Annotated in this window: 7 protein-coding genes; 1 reads left to right on the top strand and 6 read right to left on the bottom strand. The window is 54.4% G+C overall.

Annotated elements, in window-relative coordinates; genetic code table 11:
• The 6 genes from PAT3040_RS38905 to PAT3040_RS22100 all read right to left on the bottom strand — a co-directional run.
• Positions 1 to 525, bottom strand: a 525-nt coding sequence (locus tag PAT3040_RS38905; RefSeq protein WP_258235102.1) for an MsnO8 family LLM class oxidoreductase, incomplete at its 3' end; no start/stop codon positions are given.
• 24 nt (positions 526 to 549) lie between these two features.
• Positions 550 to 1,302 carry an amino acid ABC transporter ATP-binding protein gene (locus PAT3040_RS22120; RefSeq protein ID WP_108994415.1) on the bottom strand — a complete coding sequence of 251 codons (753 nt, stop codon included), beginning with the start codon at positions 1,300 to 1,302 and terminating at the stop codon, positions 550 to 552.
• The gene (locus tag PAT3040_RS22115) at positions 1,299 to 2,012 is read right to left on the bottom strand and encodes an amino acid ABC transporter permease (RefSeq protein ID WP_108994414.1); all 714 of its coding nucleotides are present in this window, start codon (positions 2,010 to 2,012) and stop codon (positions 1,299 to 1,301) included. Before PAT3040_RS22115 ends, PAT3040_RS22120 begins: the two co-directional genes overlap by 4 nt.
• Positions 2,009 to 2,704 (bottom strand): amino acid ABC transporter permease, encoded by a 696-nt coding sequence (locus PAT3040_RS22110; protein ID WP_108994413.1) that lies wholly within the window; start codon positions 2,702 to 2,704, stop codon positions 2,009 to 2,011. The genes PAT3040_RS22115 and PAT3040_RS22110 overlap by 4 nt, the downstream gene beginning before the upstream one ends.
• A gap of 39 nt (positions 2,705 to 2,743) precedes the next feature.
• Complete coding sequence (locus tag PAT3040_RS22105; protein ID WP_258235101.1) at positions 2,744 to 3,589, bottom strand: transporter substrate-binding domain-containing protein; 846 nt, start codon at positions 3,587 to 3,589, stop codon at positions 2,744 to 2,746.
• Between the two features lie 141 nt (positions 3,590 to 3,730).
• Entirely contained in the window at positions 3,731 to 4,627 is an 897-nt protein-coding gene (locus tag PAT3040_RS22100; protein ID WP_307719173.1) for a LysR family transcriptional regulator, read from the bottom strand.
• A 172-nt stretch (positions 4,628 to 4,799) separates the two neighbouring features.
• On the opposite strand from PAT3040_RS22100, the gene PAT3040_RS38900 reads away from it, so the two are divergent.
• Positions 4,800 to 5,097, top strand: a 298-nt coding sequence (locus tag PAT3040_RS38900; protein WP_305778788.1) for a Ku protein, incomplete at its 3' end; no start/stop codon positions are given.

Below are 5,097 nucleotides of genomic sequence, written 5' to 3'. Positions count from 1 at the left end.
GGATACGCTGGTGCCGAGCATATAAACATCGGCTGGAGTCGCAGGAAGCGGGCTTGCGATCAAGCCGGGAAGCGGGTGTTCCTCGTCCGTCGGTCCCTCCAGCAGCGAACGCAGCTCTGTGAGCTTGGCGTCGAGACTATCATGTTCCGTAACGCCCCTCTGCAGCGCCTTCGTTGATCGCGGGAGTCCGCCAGGCGCCCGGCCAATGCCGAGTTCGACGCGTCCCGGCGCCAGCGTGGCGAGCAAGTTAAAGTTCTCCGCCACTTTGTAGGGGCTGTAATGCTGCAGCATGACGCCACCCGATCCGATCCGGATGCTCTCAGTTTGCGCCAGCAAATAAGAGATGAGCACTTCCGGCGAAGAGCCCGCCGTGCTCGGGGAATCATGATGCTCCGCTACCCAGAAACGTTCGTAGCCGAGCCGTTCCGCCAGACGGACCAGCTTGACGGTATTCTCCAGCGCCTCCGCTGCCGTATAACCCGGAAATACGATGCTTTGATCCAATATGCCAAACGAATAAGCCATGCCGTTGCCTCCTTCTCATGTATGTTAGATCGAATATGCGCTCTCCGGCGTAATCCGCTTCAGAAATTGTTTCGTTCTCTCTTCCTTGGGGGATCGGAACAACTGCTTGGGATCGCCCTCCTCCACGATGACGCCGCCGTCCATGAACACGACGTGATTAGCCACGTCTTGGGCGAAGGCCATCTCATGAGTGACAATGATCATGGTGATGCCCTCCTGCGCGATGTGTCGAATGACCGCCAGCACTTCGCCGACCAACTCGGGATCCAGCGCGGACGTCGGTTCATCGAACAGAATGACCTCCGGATTCAATGCCAGCGCCCGGGCAATGCCGACGCGCTGCTGCTGTCCGCCCGACAACTCGTTCGGATAAGCGTTCAGTCTTCCGCCAAGACCAACCTTCTCCAGAAGCTCGATGCCGCGTTCGCGCGCTTCCTCCTTGGGCACCTTTTGCACGATAACGAGACCTTCCATGACATTCTCAAGCGCCGTTTTATGGCGGAACAGGTTGTACTGCTGGAACACCATCGCCGATTTTTGCCGGAGCGCATGGACGTCCTTCTTGCCGTGATTCTTGTAATCGAACCGAAAGTCCCCGATCGTGATGCCCCCGGCGCTCGGCTTCTCCAGATAATTGATGCAGCGCAAAAGCGTTGTCTTCCCTGATCCGCTTGGTCCCAGAATCGCGACTACCTCGCCGCGCTTAACCGTCAAGTCGATTCCTTTCAACACCTCGTTGCGACCGAAGCTCTTGCGAATTTGCGATAGCTTAATCATGATGATACTCCTCCCCGATCGTTCAGCCTGAAGCGCTTCTCCGCGAGTGCGGTCAAACGCTCGATGATAAACGTAAGTCCCCAGAACAGCAGTGCCGCCGCCAGATACGCTTCGAAAAACTTCCAATTCGTCGTCGCCACGATCTGCGCTTTGGCGTTGATCTCCACAACGGAAACGGTAAACGCGAGCGTCGACCCGTGGAGCATTCCAATCAGCATATTGGACAGATTGGGCAGGCTGGCGGCCAGCGCTTGCGGGAGCACGATTCTTCTTAGCGCCTGCGGCGTCGTCATGCCAACGGAATAAGCGGCCTCCAACTGGCCTCGGTTCACCGCGAGCAGACCGGAGCGAACGACCTCCGACATATAGGCCCCCGCCGTGATGGAGAACGCGATATAAGCGAATCCGATCATGGGGATGGACACGGACCGGAAGCCGATGCCGAGCGATTCCGCTGCTGCGTCCACCAGGATCGGCAAGCCGAAGTAGATAAGCAGCAAATGCGTGATCATCGGCGTGCCGCGGATAAACGTCACGTAAGCGGTGCCGACCTGACTTATCACGGGTATCCGGAAGTGGCGGGACAACGCAACGGCGGTGCCGATCAGGAAGCCGCAGCTTACGGAGACGACGGTAATCGCGAGTGATGTGGGTACTGCTCCAAGCAGCGCCACAAACGCCGTCCATATAAATTCGAAATCAAGCTTCATATCGCCGCCAGCCCCTTCCTTTGCAGCCTGCGTTCAAGAAGCAAGAACAGCCTCTCCAGCACGAAGCTGATTAAGAAATAGATAATGGCAAGCGCGATATACGTCTCCAGGAAATGCCGGGACATGACTGCGAGCGTCTGCGACTTGCCCGTCAGCTCCATAATGCCGAGCGTGAAAGCAAGCGAAGTATCCTTCAGATTGGCAATGACCAGATTGGCGAATACCGGGAGGGCCGTCGCGAGCGCTTGAGGCAATACGATTCGGACAAAAGCCTGCGGACCCGACATCCCTACGGAATACGCCGCCTCCACTTGACCGCGGTCCACGGAGGCGACGGCCGCGCGGATCATCTCAGCCATGAAGGCTCCGCTATGCAGCGCGTAAGTCAAAATGACGAAGTAAAGCGCGGGCACCTTCGCGGTATCGATCGCGATCAGCTTCAACATCTCCGGCAGTCCGTAATAGAACAGAAACAGCTGAATCAGAACAGGCGTGCCGCGAAAGAACGACAGATAGATTTGCGACAGTCTCTTCAATACCGGAATGTTATATAACTGGGGAAGAGCCACGACGAAGCCGATAGCCAGCCCGAGAACAATGGAGGACGCCACGATCACTAATGTGATGTTGATCGCCGGCAGCAGTTTGACCAGATAGTCAAGCACGTAGCCGAATTCGAATGGAGCTCCCATCGCTGCAGTCCTCCTTTCTTAAGGTTCAATAAGCCGGCTTTATTGCACTTCCGAAGTCGTATAGTCCCCTCCGAGCCATTGCTCGCTCAGCTTCTTCAATGTGCCGTCGGCTTTAATCTCCTTGAGGGCCTCGTCGACGCGGTCGGCCAACTTCTGTTGCTCCGGATCGTCCTTGCGGAACATGAACAATGTGTTTGATTGGCTGAGCGGAGGACCCACCAGCTTCAGATCGCCACTCGGATCCACCAGAGGAAGAGTGAAGTCCGCGGACAAAAATGCCTCGACCCGTCCCGATACGACTTGCTGAACGGTATCGTTGGCTCCGCCGTTTTGATACACGATATCGATGGCGTTATCATTCTCCTTGTTGTATTTCTCCAGAATGATGGCTTGCGCGCTTGTCGCCGTCGTCAGTACCTTCTTGCCTTTCAAGTCGTCGATGGACTGCACGGACTCATTGCTCTTGGCCACCGCCACCTTGTTTTTCCAGTGCGAATACGGCTCTTTATTAAACAAATATTTCGCTTCGCGCTCCGGATTTTTTTCCATCTCATGAGCGACCATATCGATTTTATTCGTCTCCAGGCTCAGCAACAGGTTCGTGAACTCTAGCGTCTGAAATTCGAATTCGTAATCTTCAAGACGATTGTCGATCTCGCGGACCAGCTCCACGTCGTACCCCGTCAGCTTGCCGTTCTCGTCGATGAAGCAGACGTTCGGAAATTGCGTTCCCGTTCCAACCACGATCTTGATCGGCGCCGCTGCCGGCGCTTTGCCGCCCGCGACTTCTGTATTTGCTTCCCCGTTGCCGCCGCAGCCTGCGAGCACCCCCGTCAACGCAATCGTCATCGATAAAGCCAGCCATTTTTTCATCGGTTTTCTCATACTCGTTCCCTCGCATTCGGCATCGTATATTATTCTTATAATTCCTACCCGATAAGTTTGAATTATGGAATGACTAAACTTTAGCATCCCGGCTTGCTCAGCGTCAATGGGTTGCCTAATAGAGAAGTTCTATATAAACATTCAATAATCCAATGTACCGATGATTTTGCCGAATTGCGCTACCGCGTCGAAGAGCTCCGAATGCTCTCCGGGCAAGGAGACAACGTTCGTCTGCAGCGCGATCCCTTCTGTTTCGGGCAACTGGAGCGGATGAAGCACGCCGCCGGCAACCTCCTGCCGAACGCTTAATCCTGGCATGAAGCCGATGCCGGACTTCCGGCAGATGAGTTTCCTAGCCATCTCGGAATTGTCCGTCTGGATGCGGATGTTCGGCGGCTGCTCGAGCGACTCGAATACGCGATGGATGCGCAGCCAATCCAGCGAACCGCACTCGAAGAACACAAGCGGCTGCTGAGCCACCTCTTCCACGGTGATTCGTTCTTGAGTCAAGAAAGGATGGTCGCGGTAGACATAGAGAAGAATGGGATCTACGTAAAATTTGACGGAATGCAGACTGGGATGATGCGATTTGCGTACGAATGCGATATCCACTTCCTTGTTCAGCACTTTCGCGATCAAATCATCCGTCGTTCCCGTTACCAGTTTATAGCTGGCGGAAGGGAATTTGTCGCCGAGATACGGAAGCAAGTCGGGTATCACATAATTGGCTGCGGACACCGTGCATCCGATCCGATATTCGTTCGGCATCGTCTTTTTGTGCTGAATTTGAAGCTTGCCCATCTTGTAAACGAGAAGCAGCTGTTGCGCATACGGCAGGAACCGCTTGCCGTCCTCCGATATTTGCACCTGCTTGCCGATTCTCTCGAACAGTTTGCAATTCAGCTCCTGCTCCAGCGACTTTATGCGCGCGGTTACGGACGGCTGCGATAAGAACAGCGCTTCTGCGGCCTTGTTGAATCCGCCGAAATGAATGACGTACACGAAGGCTTCAATATTTTCGATATTCAAGATAAACACCTCGCTCCCTAATATCTAGTATTTTCATATGAATAATATGATTTAAACGTAGCAAATGGTTCATGTCCTGTCAACGAGACAACGTCAAGACATTCTCGCCGCCACAAGCATCGCCTTCCCTCCTTGTGGTTATGCTATCCGTAACGACAACGCAATCAAGGAGGATTCATTCATGCATACGGTCTGGAAAGGCGCGATCAGCTTTGGACTTGTCCACGTTCCCGTCAAAATGTTCACCGCTACCGAAGACAAGGACATTCGTTTCCGTACGATTCACAAAGCCTGCGGCACCCCCATCTCGCAAACGCGCCGATGCGCGCATTGCAACCAGGATGTCGAGCCCGAAGAGCTCTCCAAAGGCTTCGAATACGAACGGGGCAAGTTCGTTCTGTTCAGCGAAGAAGAGATCGACGCGCTTAAGCCGGATTCCGCGCGGGTTATTCAAATCCTGGATTTCGTCGATCTCTCCG

Source organism: Paenibacillus agaridevorans (genome assembly GCF_003112455.1).
GTDB classification, from domain to species: Bacteria; Bacillota; Bacilli; order Paenibacillales; family Paenibacillaceae; genus Pristimantibacillus; species Pristimantibacillus agaridevorans.
This window is presented reverse-complemented; position numbering and strand designations above follow the sequence as displayed.

Bases quoted from the DNA above. Each gene is read 5' to 3' on its own strand.
- PAT3040_RS22120 (WP_108994415.1), bottom strand. From the start codon at position 1,302: ATGATTAAGCTATCGCAAATTCGCAAGAGCTTCGGTCGCAACGAGGTG.
- PAT3040_RS22115 (WP_108994414.1), bottom strand. From the start codon at position 2,012: ATGAAGCTTGATTTCGAATTTATATGGACGGCGTTTGTGGCGCTGCTT.
- PAT3040_RS22110 (WP_108994413.1), bottom strand. From the start codon at position 2,704: ATGGGAGCTCCATTCGAATTCGGCTACGTGCTTGACTATCTGGTCAAA.
- PAT3040_RS22105 (WP_258235101.1), bottom strand. From the start codon at position 3,589: ATGAGAAAACCGATGAAAAAATGGCTGGCTTTATCGATGACGATTGCG.